Genomic DNA, 16,083 nt, shown 5'->3' with positions numbered 1-16,083 from the left:
GCGTCCCAAGGCAGCCGATCGTGGAGGAACCATGACTCAGACTGCCCATGGCGTCGAATTCACCCAGCAGCCTTCGGCAACCCCGAAGTCAGCTGAAGAGCGTGCAGCCATCCTGGCCAACCCGGGATTCGGCAACTATTTCACCGACCACACCGCTGTGGTGGACTACTCGGTCGATGAACAGGGCGCCGGTGGCTGGCACAACCCCCGGATTGAGGCCTACGGACCCATCTCCCTGGACCCGTCCGCAGCCGTGCTCCACTATGGTCAGGAGATCTTCGAAGGACTCAAGGCGTACCGCCATGCAGACGGTTCCGTCTGGACGTTCCGGCCGGAGGCGAACGCGGCACGCCTGAACAAGTCGGCCCGCCGGCTGGCGCTTCCCGAACTCCCCGTTGAGTACTTCCTGGGCGCAATTCGGGAACTGGTTGCGGCGGACAAGGAATGGGTTCCGGCCGGTGACGGCGAAGCCCTTTACCTTCGTCCTTTCATGATCGCCACCGAGGCGTTCCTGGGTGTCCGGGCCGCCCGTGAGGTCTCGTTCCGCGTGATCGCCTCGCCCGCAGGCAACTACTTCGGCGGCGAGCTGAAGCCGGTATCCATCTGGATTTCCCGCGAATACGCCCGCGCCGGCCGCGGCGGAACCGGTGCAGCGAAGTGCGGCGGCAACTACGCCGCATCCCTGATCGCCCAGCAGGAAGCGGAAGCCAACGGCTGCAAGCAGGTCCTCTTCCTGGACCACTTCAACGACGACGCCGTGGAAGAACTTGGCGGCATGAACGTGTTCTTCGTGATGAAGGACGGCTCGCTCGTTACCCCCGCACTGACCGGCACAATCCTGGAAGGCGTCACGCGTTCCTCGGTGATGCAGGTGGCCAAGGACATGGGCCGTGAAGTCGCCGAGCGCAAAATCACGCTGTCCGAGTGGCGCGACGGCGTCGCGTCCGGCGAGATCGCCGAGGTCTTCGCCTGCGGTACTGCCGCCGTGATCACCCCGATCGGAGTCCTGAAGGACACCACGGAGTTCATCGGCTCGGAGGACGCGAAGGCGGGGGAGACCACCATGGCCATCCGTGAGCAACTCCTGGGCATCCAGACCGGAACCGTGCCGGACAGGCACGGCTGGCTCACCCGCCTCGCGTAAGGAAGACCTACGCGCCCCCAGCACCACAACGCGGGGTCACCAAACGCCCGATATCCCCATCGGGACGGGCGTTTAGTGACTCTGCGTTGCTGTTTCCGGGCGGTCAGCGGCGGGCGGCCTTCCTGGCAGCGTTCTTGAGGGCCTTGCGCGAGACGGGCTTCAGCGCTTTTCGCGCGGCTTCATCGGCTAGGGCCTGGTTGCGGCGGGCATCGATGATGTCGTTCCACAGCGTTGTCGCAAAAACCCCGCCGTCCTGGGCGTAGACATCGTAGGGATAAGCCAAAAAAACGGACGACGGCGTGCCAGTGGTCAGTGCCGACCCGGACTTGCGTGCCACGGCATCCCCTAGGGCCCAGGCGCCGGTCAGATGCGGCGTCAGGTTCTCTTGCACGAAGACATTCGCGTCTCCGGACGCGGCGGCGCGCTCCAGCAGGTGTTTCAGCTGCTGCGCCAGCAGGGCAGCGGCTGCGTTCTCAAACGGCGTGCCGTCTTCCGTGGCAGCTTCCAGAAGGGCTTCCTGTTCGGTGACGGTTTTTTCCCAGTCCGACGTTTCGCGGAACTTCTTCCACGTGGGGAACCAGACAATGCTGCCCGTCGCGTGGTTGTGGATGTGCTGGAGTCCGCTGTTCTTCTCCGTTGCAGCATGGTCGTGCCCGGCGGCGTCTGCGCCGGCAAGGAGGTCTGCAAGGCTGATGGGTGTGGCGCTCATGGTGTGTGGTTTCGGCTTCCTGCTGGAGATCGTTCGGTCTTCACTGGTGGTCAACCCCGCCCGTGCTCTGTTCTATTCCGTCTGTGGAACGCCGGCAACGCAACTGGCGATGCAAACAGTCGATGCAAAGATAGGACGGTGACTTCAGCTTCCAACCCCGTCCTGCAGCGCAGCTCCGCCCTGACGCAGTTCCTCCTGGCGCCCAACCCGGGGCCGATGAGCCTCGACGGTACCAATTCGTACGTGATCTCGGCGGCCGATGCCAACGCTTCGGTTGTGGTGGATCCAGGTCCCGACGACGAAGGGCACCTCCGACGGCTCGCGGACCTCGGCCGCGTGGAACTGATCCTGGTGACGCACCGCCACGCAGACCACACTGCGGGCTCGAAACGGCTGCAGGAACTTACCGGCGCCCCGGTGCGTGCGGCGGATCCCCGGCACTGCCACGGCGGCGAACCACTGCGGGACGGTGAAACCATCAGGGCAGCCGGGGTCTCCATCCAGGTATTGGCCACGCCGGGACACACCTCTGATTCGGTGTGCTTCCGCCTGCCCGACGACGGCGCGCACGGCTCCGTTCTGACCGGCGACACCATCCTCGGCCGCGGCACCACCATGCTCGACTACCCGGATGGCGCACTGGGCGATTATCTTGAGTCTTTGGACCTGCTTGAAGCCTTCGGCGAGGCCACGGTCCTGCCGGCCCACGGCGCCGTGCTTCGCTCCGCGGAAGCCATCACCCGTGCCTACCGCGGGCATCGCCTCGAAAGGCTGGGGCAGATCCGGACATCGCTGGAACGGCTTGGCCGGGACGCCACCGTAGCCGCGGTGACAGACGCCGTCTACGCCGACGTCGAACCTTCCGTCAGGCGGGCGGCAGAGATGTCGGTGGCCGCCCAGCTCGATTACCTCCGTGGACGGGCCGAGGGCTGACCGGAACAAAGGGCAACGGGTCAAGACTGTAGGCTGTTCACCATGCGTATTGCCCGGTTTGTAGTCGATTCTGATCCCCTCTATGGCGTTGTTGAAGGCGAGCCCGGCAGTGAGGAGATCACTGTCATCAACGGCGACCCTTTCTTCAATGGCGTGGAACGCACCCACGTCAAGCACAAGCTCGAGGATGTCCGGCTCCTGGCCCCCATCATTCCGCGCAGCAAGGTCATCGGCGTCGGCCGCAACTTCGTGGAGCACGCCGCCGAGCTGGGCAACGAAGTCCCCGCCCAGCCGCTGCTGTTCCTGAAGCCCAACACCGCGGTCGTGGGGCCCAACGATCCGATCGTGCTGCCGGACTTCTCGGAAGAGGTTTCTTTCGAGGCCGAGCTGTGCGTGGTGATCGGGCGGATCTGCAAGGACGTCCCGGAAGAGCGTGTCGATGACGTGATTTTCGGCTATACCTGCGGCAATGACCTCACGGCACGCGATGTCCAGAAAACGGACCTGCAGTGGGCCCGCGCCAAAGGCTTCGACACCTCAGCGCCGCTGGGTCCGTGGATCGAAACCGAGCTGGACACCGAAGACCTCCAGATCCAGGGCCGGCTCAACGGAGAACTGCGCCAGGACGGCAGCACCAGCCAGATGATCCGTGGCGTCCGTGAACTGGTTTCCATCGTCTCCCGGGCCTTCACGCTGCTGCCCGGCGACGTCATCATGACCGGCACCCCCGCGGGTGTGGGACTGGTGCAGGCCGGCGACCGGTACGAAGTCGAGATCGAAGGCATCGGACGCCTCTCCAACCCGGTGGTCCGCCGCTGACCGGTCGCGCATTCAGCCGCGCCCGGTTACTCCGCGGCAAGCGGTAAAGTTGGAGCCACTATGACTACTGCTTCTGCGTCGACTGCTGCTTCTGTCCCGTCCGTCACTGCCGATACCCCGGTGCGTGTCCGGTTTTGCCCTTCGCCTACCGGAACACCGCACGTGGGGCTTATTCGGACGGCCCTGTTCAACTGGGCCCATGCCAAGCACACCAAGGGCACGTTCGTGTTCCGGATCGAGGATACGGACGCAGCACGTGACTCCGAAGAGAGCTACCAGCAGCTGCTGGAGGCCCTGAAGTGGCTGGGCATCAGCTGGGAAGAGGGCGTGGAAGTCGGCGGCCCGCATGAGCCGTACCGGCAGTCGCAGCGGCTGGACCTGTACAAGGACGTCGTCGCGAAGCTCCTTGAGGCCGGTTACGCCTACGAATGCTATTCGTCCCCGGACGAAGTGGAAGCGCGCCACCGTGCCGCCGGCCGCGACCCCAAGCTCGGCTACGACAACTTCGACCGCGAACTCACTGAAGAGCAGCTGACGGCCTTCAAGGCCGAGGGCCGGAAGCCCGTCCTCCGCGTCCGGATGCCTGACGAGGATGTGGTCTTCACCGACCTGGTCCGCGGCGACATCACGTTCAAAGCCGGAAGTATCCCGGATTACGTCATCGTCCGCGCCGACGGTTCGCCGCTGTACACGCTGGTAAACCCGGTTGACGACGCCCTGATGGGCATCACCCACGTGCTGCGCGGCGAGGATCTCCTTTCCTCCACGCCCCGCCAGGTAGTGCTGATCCGCTACCTCATCGAAATCGGCGTCGCCAGCTACCTGCCCCTCTTTGGCCACCTCCCGTACGTCATGGGGGAGGGCAACAAGAAACTCTCCAAGCGTGACCCTGAGTCCAACCTTTTCCTGCTGCGTGATCGCGGGTTCATCCCGGAAGGCCTGCTGAACTACCTCTCGCTGCTGGGCTGGAGCCTGTCGGCCGATGAGGACATCTTCACGGTGGACCAGCTGATTGAGTACTTCGACGTCAAGGATGTCCTGGCTAACCCGGCCCGGTTCGACATCAAGAAGGCCGAGGCCATCAATGGCACCCACATCCGCATGCTCGACCCCGAAGACTTCCGTGCCCGGCTTGTCCCATACCTGCGGACCGCCGGTTTTGTGGGGGACGAGCTCACGGCACGCCAGGAGGAGATCCTGACGGAGGCCGCACCCCTGATCCAGGAACGGGTAACCCTGCTGGGCGAGGCACCGGAGATGCTCGGGTTCCTGTTCAAGGCCGACGACGCCATCGACATCGCCGATGATGCCCGCAAGGGCCTGCCGGCCAACCTGACCGAAGTCCTGGACGCCGCCCTGGCGGCCCTGGAACCTGTCCAGGACTGGACCCCGGAGAACATCCAGGCAGCCTTGAAGCAGGCGCTCGTGGAGGACCTGGGGATCAAACCCCGGTTGGCCTTTGGCCCGGTGCGCACTGGCATCTCCGGACGCCGCATCTCGCCGCCGCTGTTTGAGTCCATGGTGATCCTGGGCAAGGACTCATCCCTGGACCGGCTCCGTACCTTCCGCGGCTGATGACCTTGGCAGGAACGTCAGTGGGCAGCGTCCTGAAGACACGCTTCGGGACCATCCGGGGTGTCCTCTTCGACATCGATGACACCTTGGTTGATCTGGAATACGCCATGACCACCGCCCTGCGGGAGGTCAGCGAACACCTCTTGCCCGGTCTGGACCAGCCCGGGTGGGAGCGTTTCGGCAGGATCTTCACGCATGAGACGACGCACTACTACGACAGGTACCTGACGGGTGAGCTGACCTTTAATGACCAGCGCCTGCTGCGGGGCCGGGCCGCCCTGGGGCACTTCGGGGTGGAACTTGCCGACGGCGAAGAGGCTCACCGGTGGCTGACCGCATACAGCGAGCTGCAGCCGGCGTATGTCCGTGCTTTTGAGGACGTCCTTCCGCTCCTTGACGTGCTGGACGCGGCCGGCATCCCCTACGGGGCCGTCAGCAACAACGTGCACGACTACCAGCGCGCAAAGCTCGACGCCGCGGGGCTGGAACGTGTGGGCCGCCTGGTTGGCACGGACACCGTTGGGGTGGCCAAGCCGGAACCAGCTATCTACCTCGAGGGCGTCCGACTCCTGGGGACCGCCCCGAAGGAGACGCTCTACGTGGGTGACAACAGGCTGCTGGACGCGCAGGGCTCGACGGCGGCAGGACTGGTGGGCGTCTGGCTTAACAGGGTTGGGGAGGCCGTGCCCGGGTTTGAGGGCCATGAGGTCGCCTCGCTAGATCAGCTGCTGGCCTGACTTTCCGCCCCACGTACGGGCTGTGCCCGGCGCCGGTTCCATAGCACCAGGTAGGTGCCGATGGAACCGAACACGAGCACGGCGACCAGTCCAAGTGCCACGGCCGTATCGGACTTACCCGCTACATTCGACGGCGAGACTGCAGCTGCGCCCGTGTACAGGGTGGCGGTTCCATCAGCGAGCCGGGCGTTGCCGTCTGCGAGTTTGTCTGCCCCGGAAGCCAGCTCCGTGGACCCCGAGGCCAATTTCGTATTGCCGGTAGCGAGCTCCGAAGCGCCGGCAGCGAGGGCCTGTGAACCCTTGAGGAGTCCGGGGTTGCCGGGGTCGGCGGGATCGCCCTTGATGCCGTTGTTCAGCGCGGACGTCCCCTCCGCCAGCCGCGAGCTGCCCTCGGTAATCTTGGCGACCGCGTTGATCAATCCTGGACGCTCAGGGTTGCCGGGGACGCCGTCCATGCCCGTCCGGATCTGGGACGTTCCAGCGGCGAGCAGTTCGGTGCCCAGCACTACACCCGGATTTGCAGGATCGCGGCTGTTGAGCTTTTCACCCAGGGTGGCGAACCCTGCGGTGAGGCGGCCCGTTCCCGCATGCAGCTGCACGGAGCCGTCGTTGAGTTTGCCCGCCCCTGCCTGCAAAGCAGAAGCGCCGGCGTCGAGCTTGTGCGCACCAGCCGTTATCTTGGCGATCTTGTCCTTGACGGCGGCGAGCGGAACCAGGCCCTGCAGCGGATCGGAGGCCGCGGCCTCCAGGAGCTCGAGTGCCTGCGCCAGAGCAGCGGTGCCGGTACCTGCCTCGGGGGAATTGTTAGCGCCCCGGTATCCCTTCAGCTGTCCCGTTCCGGCGGCCAGATCGCCGGCCCCTGACGCGAGCCGGGCAGCACCGGCGTCCAGGGCACCGGCGCCGTCAGCCAGGTTGTTCTCGGCATTTCCCGCTGGAGTAGCCGTGAGGGCGGCGGCCAGTTGGGAGGCTCCGGCTGCGAGTTTGCGCGCGCCGTCGTCCACCTTGTAGACGCCAGGCGCCAGCTTGTTGTTGACGTCGGTCTCAATTTTAACGGCCCCGGCAGTGAGCTGACTGGCTCCGACTTCGAGTTTTTCGGCGCCGGGGGCGAGTTTTTCGATGACTCCGAGAAACACTTTGTTGGCACCGGAAGACAGTTTGCCGGCGCCGTCCCCGGCCTTCCCGGCACCGCTTGCCAGTTGACCGGCGCCGTCTTTCAGTTGCTCCGCACCGGTGGCCGCCTGCCCCGCACCGTCCCGTAGTTTCGCGGATCCGTCGGCTATCCGTCCGGTCACCAAGGTGTAGAACCCAAGGAGTGCTATCAGCATCAGGGCCAAGACTGCGACGGCGATCTTTTGGGTGCGGGTCCGGGTGGGGGTCTGGGCGGAAGCTGCGGCACGACTCTGTGGCACGGATGAATCCTCTCGACATTGGTTACTAGTCAGTAACTTACCGAGAGTAAACTTACGAGGGTGCGGATGGCAAGGGTTGGAGCCTCGCTTGGCTGGCGCACGGCTCGGCCCGCCGATTTGTGCCAACGAAAAGTCTCGGGTAGAGTAATTTCTCGTGCTGAGGCGCACGGAGCGCAGGTTGAAGCCTAAAACTCCGGCCCGAAAGTATCATTGGGATATGGTGTAATTGGCAACACTACGGTTTCTGGTACCGTCATTCTAGGTTCGAGTCCTGGTATCCCAGCTCTGGTTCAGGCGCTGAAAATGTGCTGACAATCAGGGGTTTCAGGCCGGTTCGCCGATTTGAAACACTCGCCGAGTATATGAAATACTCACTGAGCAAACCGGCCAAAAACCGGTGGAAGCGCAAGCTTCCTGGAAGTACACGGCCCCATCGTATAGCGGCCTAGTACGCTGCCCTCTCACGGCGGTAACGCGGGTTCGAATCCCGCTGGGGTCACAATATGACGGTCCCGGGCATCAGCCCGGGGCCGTTTTTCTTGCGTTAAAACTTCGTTGAATTTGTGTAGCCAACGTGTGGACCTCCAATACTCTGAAGCCCTTCGACTATCTGGGGACACTATGCTGGGACACCGCTTCGCCGAGACCAAAAATTCGCTCAACGCCATCCGGCTGCTCCTGGCCGCACTCGTGATCGTGTCACATTCGTGGTGGCTGGGCGGCTACGGCCCCGAGCCCCAGCCCGGCGGCATTAAGTTGGGCAGTTGGGCGGTCATAGGGTTCTTCGGCATTTCCGGATACTTGATAACCCGAAGCAGGGTGCGGGCAACAACCTCCGCCAGTTATTGCCTTGCGCGACTGGTTCGAATCATTCCGGGTCTCACCGTCTGCGTGGGCGCGGTTGCCTTTGTGATTGCTCCAGTTACGGCAGGCCTGGCTGGCAACCGTTACTCACTGCCAGATGCGGTGTGGTTTTTCATTACCAATCTCTCGGCAGGGATGCCCGGTGTTGCGGCCCGGGGGATCCCGGGCAGCTTGGATGGCGTGAACGACTCAGGATCCTGGAATGGTCCGTTGTGGACACTCTTCTGGGAGATCGTCTGCTATGCGCTCGTCGGAATCGTCTTGGGAGCGTTGCGGCCTCAACTGGCGCGCATTGCGCTGCTGGTGCCCTTTTTGGCGGGTTCCATATTTGTCTTTACACTTGATGCCGGCTGGGGGCCAGTGCAGACTCCTCCCGACTGGCCTTTGATACCGATTCTTACCTTCTTGGCCGGATCTTTGATTTTTCTGTTTCAGGACCAGATTCCGGCAAATCGAATGTCGCTCGCCTATGTCGCAGCTGTGACCCTTGTTGTTGCCAGTACTGGATTCACGCCGTCGTTGATACACCTGCCGCTTAGTCTCTTCCTCATACTAGGTTCGTTGTATCTGCCGCTCGCCGGTGTCGGCTCACGCTATGACATATCTTTCGGCGTCTACATCTACGGCTGGCCGGTGCAACAGGTGTTGGCGTCTGTTGGATTGCCCGAACACGTGCCGCCGCTGGTATTTGCCGGGACGTCATTGCTGCTCGTGGCCCCGTTGGCCTGGTTGTCCTGCCGGTATGTTGAAGGGCCGTCCCAGCGCTGGCGCATTTCGCGGTATAGACCACAGTTGGCTCCTGAACTGGCATGATGATGCTGTGACCTCTTCCGACGGTTCGCCACCACAGCCTCCTCCGCCCCCGCTGCGCGCACCGCGCAGCCAGCCCGCCCGCCAGGCGGACCACGCTGCACAGGCGGCCGTGCAACTGCTCGAAGCGGTGCGGGAGGACCTTGCCGCCGTGTCACTGCCGCTGGCCCTGACGGACGTAGGGCAGGCCCGTACTGAGGTCCGGAACGCGGTGGCCCAACTGGATGACTACATCCTCCCGCGTTACCGCAGCCTGGACGCCCCGCTGCTCGCCGTCGTCGGAGGTTCCACAGGCGCAGGGAAGTCAACGCTGGTGAACGCCCTCGTGGGGCACCCTGTCACCCGTTCCGGGGCCATCAGGCCCACCACGCGGCAACCCATCCTGTTGCACCATCCCGCCGATGCCGGCTGGTTCGAAGGCCAACGCGTGCTTCCCAGCCTCAGCCGGATCCGGGGAACCATCTCGTCTGAACCACTCCCGGCCAGCCGGGCGGGTGCAACACCGGACGCGGAGGCCATTTCCTCGCTGGTGCTCGTGGCGGACCAGGCAGTTCCGCAGGGCATCGCGTTGCTGGACGCCCCCGACGTCGATTCCATCTCCGATGACAACCGCCGGTTGGCCGGACAACTGCTGGCCGCTGCTGACCTCTGGGTCTTCGTCACCACGGCTAACCGCTACGCGGACGCGGTTCCGTGGAAGCTGCTCCTGGACGCATCCTCGAGGGACATCATGGTTGCCGTCGTGCTGGACCGCGTGCCTGCCGAGGCCGAAGCCGAAGTCAGCGCCGACCTTCGCGGGTTGCTACAGAGGGAAGGCCTCGGAGCGGCCAGGGTGTTTGTGGTGCCGGAGACGGACCTGGATGGCCTGGGCATGCTGCCGCCCCATTCCGTGGAACCGCTGCAGGTTTGGCTGAGGGATCTTGCAGCTGACGCCGCGGGACGTTCAGAGATTGCCCGGCGGACGCTGAACGGGACGGTGAAGGCGTTGGCCGGCAGAGTCAGTGCTGTGGCTGAGGCGGTTCATGGTCAAGAGCGCGTCGCCGCGTCGCTCCGCGCCGACGCGCAGGCCGCCTACCGCGATGCCGTTGCCAGGATCCTGAATGCCACCAAGGACGGCTCGCTGCTTCGCGGCGAAGTGCTGGCGCGCTGGCAGGACTTTGTTGGGACAGGTGAGTTTTTCCGGACGCTGGAGCAGAACGTTGGACGGCTGCGGGACAGGTTGGGGGCGTTCTTCCGGGGCGAGCCCACGCCGGCCGTCCGCGTTGAGGTGGCCATCGAAACTGGACTGCAGGCCGTCATCCTGGATGAAGCCGCCAACGCCGGCGAAGATACGGACCAGCGCTGGCGCTCGGACCCGGCCGGCCGCGCGTTGTTGGGTACCGATGACCTGTCCGGAACCAGCCCCGGGTTTGCCGACGTGACCGCGGCCGAGATCAGGGCCTGGCAGGCCGGTCTGATGGAGCTGATCCGCACGGAGGGGCAGGGGAAGCGCACCCAAGCCCGGTGGCTCTCGTTCGGGATCAACGGGCTGGGCGCCGCTCTGATGATCGTGGTGTTTTCCATGACGGCCGGCCTCACCGGGCTGGAGATCGGCGTGGCCGGCGGCACCGCGATCGTGGGCCAGAGGCTGCTCGAGGCCGTATTCGGTGAGGACGCCGTCCGCAGGCTTGCGCAGACGGCCAGGGACGACCTTCATGCGCGCTGCCAGCGGTTGCTGGAAGCGGAGCAGCAGAAGTTCCTCGAGCGCCTCCCGGCAGGCGTTACGGATATCTCCCATACCCTCGCAGACCATTCCGCAAACCTCGCCCGGCTGGCGGAGCGCATATGAGCCGTCACGGCGCGGCCCGGGAAGCCTCGCAGCTGGATCGAAGGCTTGCGGCCCTCAGTGATGCCCGGGAACTGGCGGAGGGGGTCCTGCCCGATGCTGCCTTGGAGGAGGTGCTGCAGCTCCTCGACCGTGCCAGCTCGCGGCGGTCCCTGTCCGCGGACCACACCGTGGTGGGCTTCTTCGGTGCCACCGGAAGCGGCAAGTCGTCACTGTTCAATGCGGTGAGCGGCGCTGAAATCGCGACGGCGGCTGCGCGCCGGCCCACCACGTCGGAACCTTTGGCCGGTGTTTGGGGAGCGGACGGCAGCGAGCCGCTGCTCGATTGGTTGGAGGTGCGTAACCGCCACCATGCCGTTCCTGTTGCAGGCTTCGCCGATGAAGCCACAGGGCTGATCCTGCTGGACCTTCCCGATTTCGATTCCACCCGCGCGGCCAACCGCGAAATCGTGGAGCGCATGGTGGGCCTGGTTGACGTCCTGGTCTGGGTGCTTGATCCGCAAAAATACGCTGACGCTGCCGTGCACAACGACTTCCTCAAGCCCCTGAGCGCCCACGGGGCCGTGACGCTGGTGGTGCTCAACCAGGTGGACAGGTTGCCGGAACAGGACGTCGAGCCGGTGCTGGAGTCGCTCAAGGGAATCCTCGCACGCGACGGACTGGGCAAAGTACAGATCCTGGGCGCGTCCGCACTGACAGGCAAAGGAGTGGATAGGGTCCGGAGCGCGATCCGGGGGGTGGTCACACAGCGCCAGGCACTTTCGCAAAGACTTGGGGCCGACGTCACGCGCGCCTCCCGGCAGCTCGGTGACGTCTCAGGCGTGGGTGAGGCAGCCGGCGTCAGGCCGTCGTCCACTTCACGGCTCACCGATGAGCTGGCCACAGCAGCCAACGTGCCGCTGGTGGTCGACTCAGTGGCCACGTCCTACCGCCTGGAATCGACACGCCGCACCGGGTGGCCGGTCACCAGGTGGCTGTTGCGCTTCAGGTCCGATCCGCTGCGCCGACTTAACCTGAAGAGTTCCTCGCCATCCCAGCTCAACCGCACCTCGCTCCCGCCCGCCGGGGCCCCTGAACGCGCCCGGACGGATGCGGCAGTCCGCGAGTTCGCGGACGCTGCCAGTGAGGGCGCGCCGGGGCCGTGGCGGGCGGCCATCCGCGGTGCTGCCCGTGAAGGGCGGGATTCGCTGCCGGACGCCCTGGACCAGGCCATCGCGGGCACGGACCTGATGACCTTCCGGAGGTCCTGGTGGTGGGGCATGTTCAATGTGGTCCAGTGGCTGGCGCTGGCCATTGTCGTCGGTGGGTTGGGCTGGCTCGGCGTGCTGGCTGGACTCGCGTACCTGCAGCTGCCCGTGCCGGAAGTGCCGCGGGTCGAAGGGTGGCCCCTTCCCACCCTGATGATCGCCGGCGGCGTGGTTCTGGGGATCTTCCTGGCGCTCACCGGGAAGGTCATCGGTGCGGGAGCGGCGAGGGCGCGGGCGGCCAAGGCAAGGAAACGCCTCCGCGCGGCGGTCCGTGGGGTTGCCGGGGACCTGGTGGTGGAGCCGGTGGAAATTGAGGTGAGCAGGCTCAGTTCCTTCAATACCGCCCTCAAGGCCGCAGGCGGAACGTAGGGCCTATTGCGCAAGGGCTGCCGCGGCATCCCGGACCTTGATCAGGGTCCGGAGGTTCCGGGTGGTGGTGCTTGCCTTGAACTTCGCCTTGGCGGAGATCTTGCTGAAAGGGCTGTCGAGCGTTCCGCCGGCCGGAGCGAGCCAGGCCAGGGCCTCCGGGCCGAGCCGCTTCTGCTCCGTGCCGTCCAGTGCCGCCCCGGCTGCGTCCAGCTCGTCGAGCTTGGCGGTGTCCGAGGACAGCGTGATGTACGTGTGCGTCGCCTTGTCGTCTTCCGGGTACGGGCAGGCGTCCACCAACTCGGCCACGCGTTGTGCGGTGAGGACCACCACCCAGGCGTCGTAGCCGAAGGTCTCGCGCAGGCATTTCTCGAACGTCTGCTTTACAGCTGCCGGTTCATCCGGGCTGGCAATCACTACGTTGCCGCTGGCCAAGAGGGTCTTGACGCCCTCGAACCCCGCGGACGCGAGTGCATCCTTGAGCTCCGCCATTTTGATGTTGATTCCGCCAACATTGATGCCGCGGAGGAAGACTGCGTAGCTGTTCATGCGGACAGCTTAGCCATGGCAGGCCACCATGAGGCCGCTGACACAGACGCTAGCGCTGACGGTGCGGCAACGTGTCAGTCGTTAGTCTTGCGCAGTGCCTCAGTCAGAAGCCGGGCGGCGTTGCAGACCACTTCGGCGTGGAGCCGGCCCGGCTGGCGGGTCAGGCGTTCGATCGGCCCGGAGATCGAGACAGCGGCGATGACACGCCCGGACGGCCCCCGGACGGGGGCGGAGACGGACGCAACCCCCGGCTCACGTTCACCGAGGCTCTGTCCCCAGCCCCGTCGTCGTACGCCTGCCAAAACGGTGGGCGTAAAGCGGGCGGCCTGCAGGCCTTCAAGCAGCCGGTCGTGGTCCTCCCAGGCGAGCAGAACCTGGGCCGCGGAGCCGGCCTTCATGGACAGCTGGGTGCCGACGGGAATGGTGTCGCGCAGGCCGATGGGCCGCTCGGCAGAAGCGACGCAGACGCGCCACTCGCCCTGGCGTCGGAAGATCTGCGAGCTTTCGCCGGTGGCGTCGCGCAACTGCATCAGGATGGGCCCGGCCGAGGCAATGAGCCTGTCCTCACCCGCGGCGGAGGCCAGCTCCACAAGGCGGCTGCCCAGGACAAACCTGCCCTGGATATCCCGGCTGACCAGGCGGTGATGGATCAGGGCCAGGGCAAGCCTGTGAACGGTGGGCCGTGCCAGTCCCGTAGCGGCCACCAGCTGTGCCAGGGTGGTGGGCCCGGCCTCCAGTGCATCAAGCACATGGGCCGCTTTATCAATGACACCGACTCCACTAGAATTGTCCATGTAATGATATTGCCGTCTCATTATCTGAGATGCAAATCTTTTGAGTGGCATATTGTCCAGCCCTGCTGGTTCAGTGGAGCGTAACAGCCAAAACATGCAGTGAAGGGAGATGGTCGTGGCACAAACACTGGCCGAAAAAGTCTGGGACGCACACGTGGTGCGCAAAGGCGACGGTGAGGGAGCCAACGCCCAGCCCGATCTTCTCTTCATCGATCTCCACCTTGTCCATGAGGTGACGTCCCCGCAGGCATTCGAAGGCCTCCGCCTCGCCGGCCGCAAGCTGCGCCGCCCGGACCTCACCATCGCCACGGAGGACCACAACACGCCCACGCTGGACATCGACAAGCCCATCGCCGATCTCACCAGCCGCACCCAGATCCAGACCCTGCGCAACAACTGCGCGGAGTTCGGCGTACGGCTGCACTCGCTCGGCGACGCTGAGCAGGGCATCGTGCACGTGGTGGGCCCGCAGCTTGGCCTGACCCAGCCCGGCATGACCGTGGTCTGCGGCGACTCCCACACCTCCACCCACGGTGCCTTCGGCGCCCTGGCCATGGGCATCGGCACCTCCGAAGTGGAGCACGTCATGGCCACCCAGACGCTGTCCCTGAAGCCGTTCAAAACCATGGCCATCAACGTTGAAGGCACCTTGCGTCCGGGCGTCACCGCCAAGGACATCATCCTCGCGGTCATTGCCAGGATCGGCACCGGCGGCGGCCAGGGCTACGTCCTGGAGTACCGAGGCTCCGCCATCCGCGCGCTGTCCATGGAAGCCCGGATGACCATCTGCAACATGTCCATCGAGGCCGGCGCCCGGGCCGGCCTGGTTGCCCCGGACCAGACCACCTACGACTACATGTCCGGCCGCCCGCATGCTCCCCAGGGAGCGGACTGGGATGCCGCCGTCGAGTACTGGAACACACTGCGTACCGACGACGACGCCACCTTCGACGCCGAGGTGGACCTGGACGCCAACACGCTGGAGCCGTTCGTCACCTGGGGCACCAACCCCGGCCAGGGCGTGTCGCTCTCCGCAACAGTGCCGTCACCGGAAGACTTCGGCGACGAGAACGCCAAGGCTGCCGCCGAGCGCGCCCTGCAGTACATGGGCCTGACTGCCGGAACGCCGATGAAGGACATCCGCGTCGACACCGTTTTCCTGGGTTCCTGCACCAACTCGCGCATGGAGGACCTCCGGGCCGCTGCGGACATCATCCGCGGACGGCAGAAGGACCCCAACATCCGGATGCTGGTGGTCCCCGGTTCGGCCCGCGTGCGCCTCGAGGCCGAAGCTGAAGGCCTGGACAAGGTCTTCAAGGACTTCGGTGCCGAGTGGCGGTTCGCCGGCTGCTCCATGTGCCTGGGCATGAACCCGGACCAGTTGGAGGTGGGGGAGCGCTGCGCGTCAACCTCAAACCGCAACTTCGAAGGCCGTCAGGGCAAGGGCGGCCGCACGCACCTGGTTTCGCCGGTCGTGGCAGCCGCCACAGCCATCCGCGGAACCCTGAGCTCGCCGTCGGACCTTGATCCGGCCCCCGATTCCGCCGCCATCCGCACCAGCGCCGCCTAGGAGACCGCCATGGAAAAGTTCACCACCCACACGGGCATCGGCGTCCCGCTGCGCCAGAGCAACGTTGACACGGACCAGATCATCCCGGCCGTCTACCTCAAGCGGATCACCCGCACCGGCTTTGAGGACGCGCTCTTCTCCGCTTGGCGCAAGGATCCCGCCTTCATCCTCAACCAGGCCCCGTTCAACGCCGGCTCCGTCCTGGTTGCAGGTCCGGACTTCGGCACCGGGTCCTCCCGGGAGCACGCCGTCTGGGCCCTGAAGGACTACGGCTTCAAGACCGTGCTGTCGTCACGGTTTGCGGATATTTTCCGCGGCAACTCCGGCAAACAGGGCCTGCTGGCGGCCGAACTTGCCCAGGATGACATCGAGCTGATCTGGAAAGAGCTGGAGAACACTCCAGGTACCGAAGTCACCGTGGATCTGGTGTCGAAAACGGTCAGTTGCGGGAACATCGTGGCCCCCTTCGAAATCGACGACTACACCCGCTGGCGGCTCCTTGAGGGCCTGGATGACATCGGCCTCACGCTCCAGCACGAAGAGGATATTACGGCTTACGAAGCCACCCGTCCTGCCTTCAAGCCAACCACGCTACCGGCCCGGCTTTCCTAGGCATTCGCCGGGGCAACGCGGGGTCACTCAACGCTGGATAAAGTCGAATTATCGGGCCTGGGGTGACCCCGCGTTGCTTCTGGCGGGACTGGCGCAAAGCCGGAAGACGCGACGCCGCGC

The 16,083-nt window shown here is 65.1% G+C and carries 14 protein-coding genes and 2 tRNA genes; 12 read left to right on the top strand and 4 right to left on the bottom strand.

Annotation, left to right across the window (positions count from 1 at the left end):
• Nucleotides 1-31 precede the first annotated feature (31 nt).
• Nucleotides 32-1,144, top strand: coding sequence for a branched-chain amino acid aminotransferase (locus AC1MCD_RS12100; RefSeq protein WP_498672232.1), 1,113 nt, complete (start codon nt 32-34; stop codon nt 1,142-1,144).
• 103 nt (nt 1,145-1,247) lie between these two features.
• Here the strand turns inward: AC1MCD_RS12100 and AC1MCD_RS12095 are convergent, their stop codons facing one another.
• The gene (locus tag AC1MCD_RS12095; protein WP_498672229.1) at nt 1,248-1,853 is read right to left on the bottom strand and encodes a hypothetical protein; all 606 of its coding nucleotides are present in this window, start codon (nt 1,851-1,853) and stop codon (nt 1,248-1,250) included.
• A 138-nt stretch (nt 1,854-1,991) separates the two neighbouring features.
• On the opposite strand from AC1MCD_RS12095, the gene AC1MCD_RS12090 reads away from it, so the two are divergent.
• The 4 genes from AC1MCD_RS12090 to AC1MCD_RS12075 are packed head-to-tail and all read left to right on the top strand — an operon-like array spanning nt 1,992 to nt 5,917.
• Nucleotides 1,992-2,786: an MBL fold metallo-hydrolase gene (locus AC1MCD_RS12090; RefSeq protein WP_498672227.1), complete on the top strand. Its 795-nt coding sequence runs from the start codon at nt 1,992-1,994 to the stop codon at nt 2,784-2,786.
• 42 nt (nt 2,787-2,828) lie between these two features.
• Nucleotides 2,829-3,605 carry a fumarylacetoacetate hydrolase family protein gene (locus AC1MCD_RS12085; RefSeq protein ID WP_498672225.1) on the top strand — a complete coding sequence of 259 codons (777 nt, stop codon included), beginning with the start codon at nt 2,829-2,831 and terminating at the stop codon, nt 3,603-3,605.
• Nucleotides 3,606-3,665: 60 nt separating this feature from the next.
• Nucleotides 3,666-5,180 carry a glutamate--tRNA ligase gene (gltX, locus tag AC1MCD_RS12080; protein ID WP_498672224.1) on the top strand — a complete coding sequence of 505 codons (1,515 nt, stop codon included), beginning with the start codon at nt 3,666-3,668 and terminating at the stop codon, nt 5,178-5,180.
• Nucleotides 5,180-5,917, top strand: coding sequence for an HAD family hydrolase (locus AC1MCD_RS12075; protein WP_498672223.1), 738 nt, complete (start codon nt 5,180-5,182; stop codon nt 5,915-5,917). Before gltX ends, AC1MCD_RS12075 begins: the two co-directional genes overlap by 1 nt.
• Here AC1MCD_RS12075 and AC1MCD_RS12070 read toward each other — a convergent pair.
• Nucleotides 5,902-7,326: a hypothetical protein gene (locus AC1MCD_RS12070; protein WP_498672221.1), complete on the bottom strand. Its 1,425-nt coding sequence runs from the start codon at nt 7,324-7,326 to the stop codon at nt 5,902-5,904. The genes AC1MCD_RS12075 and AC1MCD_RS12070 overlap by 16 nt on opposite strands.
• A gap of 211 nt (nt 7,327-7,537) precedes the next feature.
• Here AC1MCD_RS12070 and AC1MCD_RS12065 point away from each other — a divergent pair.
• The 5 genes from AC1MCD_RS12065 (at nt 7,538) to AC1MCD_RS12045 (ending at nt 12,441) form a co-directional block, all read left to right on the top strand.
• Nucleotides 7,538-7,609: transfer RNA gene (locus AC1MCD_RS12065), tRNA-Gln, on the top strand.
• A 143-nt stretch (nt 7,610-7,752) separates the two neighbouring features.
• Nucleotides 7,753-7,825 (top strand) — tRNA-Glu (locus AC1MCD_RS12060).
• A gap of 122 nt (nt 7,826-7,947) precedes the next feature.
• A complete protein-coding gene (locus AC1MCD_RS12055) occupies nt 7,948-9,003 on the top strand; it encodes an acyltransferase family protein (protein WP_498672219.1) in 1,056 nt (351 codons plus the stop codon).
• A gap of 52 nt (nt 9,004-9,055) precedes the next feature.
• Nucleotides 9,056-10,828 carry a dynamin family protein gene (locus tag AC1MCD_RS12050; RefSeq protein WP_498678314.1) on the top strand — a complete coding sequence of 591 codons (1,773 nt, stop codon included), beginning with the start codon at nt 9,056-9,058 and terminating at the stop codon, nt 10,826-10,828.
• The gene (locus tag AC1MCD_RS12045; RefSeq protein ID WP_498672217.1) at nt 10,825-12,441 is read left to right on the top strand and encodes a GTPase; all 1,617 of its coding nucleotides are present in this window, start codon (nt 10,825-10,827) and stop codon (nt 12,439-12,441) included. The genes AC1MCD_RS12050 and AC1MCD_RS12045 overlap by 4 nt, the downstream gene beginning before the upstream one ends.
• A gap of 3 nt (nt 12,442-12,444) precedes the next feature.
• On the opposite strand, the gene AC1MCD_RS12040 is transcribed toward AC1MCD_RS12045, so the two are convergent.
• Together AC1MCD_RS12040 and AC1MCD_RS12035 are read right to left on the bottom strand one after the other, a co-directional pair.
• A complete protein-coding gene (locus AC1MCD_RS12040; RefSeq protein WP_498672214.1) occupies nt 12,445-12,987 on the bottom strand; it encodes a DUF1697 domain-containing protein in 543 nt (180 codons plus the stop codon).
• Nucleotides 12,988-13,061: 74 nt separating this feature from the next.
• Nucleotides 13,062-13,781: an IclR family transcriptional regulator gene (locus tag AC1MCD_RS12035; protein ID WP_498672212.1), complete on the bottom strand. Its 720-nt coding sequence runs from the start codon at nt 13,779-13,781 to the stop codon at nt 13,062-13,064.
• A gap of 115 nt (nt 13,782-13,896) precedes the next feature.
• Here AC1MCD_RS12035 and leuC point away from each other — a divergent pair, with 115 nt between their 5' ends.
• Together leuC and leuD are read left to right on the top strand one after the other, a co-directional pair.
• Nucleotides 13,897-15,351 (top strand): 3-isopropylmalate dehydratase large subunit, encoded by a 1,455-nt coding sequence (leuC, locus tag AC1MCD_RS12030; RefSeq protein ID WP_498672210.1) that lies wholly within the window; start codon nt 13,897-13,899, stop codon nt 15,349-15,351.
• A gap of 9 nt (nt 15,352-15,360) precedes the next feature.
• Nucleotides 15,361-15,963, top strand: a complete 603-nt coding sequence (gene leuD, locus AC1MCD_RS12025; RefSeq protein ID WP_498672208.1) for a 3-isopropylmalate dehydratase small subunit — start codon at nt 15,361-15,363, stop codon at nt 15,961-15,963.
• The last annotated feature ends 120 nt before the right edge of the window (nt 15,964-16,083 follow it).

The organism is Arthrobacter sp. BF1 (assembly GCF_056680215.1).
This window is presented reverse-complemented; position numbering and strand designations above follow the sequence as displayed.